This is a genomic window from Salinimicrobium oceani, assembly GCF_012037645.1.
In genome coordinates this window covers 1-299 of the sequence record NZ_JAAVJR010001511.1, presented here as the reverse complement: position 1 = coordinate 299, position 299 = coordinate 1, and the positions used below count along the sequence as shown (strand labels likewise).

General features: G+C 41.5%; 1 pseudogene. It reads left to right on the top strand.

Annotation, left to right across the window (positions count from 1 at the left end):
- Positions 1-299 (top strand): annotated as a pseudogene (locus tag HC175_RS22875) (DNA replication/repair protein RecF); the annotation flags it as partial.

The following is a 299-nucleotide window of genomic DNA, read 5'->3' as shown; positions in this document are numbered from 1 at the left end:
AGGGCAGTGAGACCCGCAGAAAATTCATTGACGGAGTGATATCCCAAAGTGATAATAAATACCTGAACAACCTCATCAATTACGGAAAGATCCTTGCGCAACGCAATTCCCTGCTGAAGTATTTTGCTGCGAATAACAGCTTTGACCGCGATACACTTTCAATCTACGACATGCAGCTGGAGGAATTGGGAAATGGTCTTTACCTGAAGCGAAAGGAATTCATGAAAACCTTTATTCCCATTTTTCAAAAGCGGTATGAGACTATAAGCAATGGACGCGAAGATGTTTCCATAGTTTAT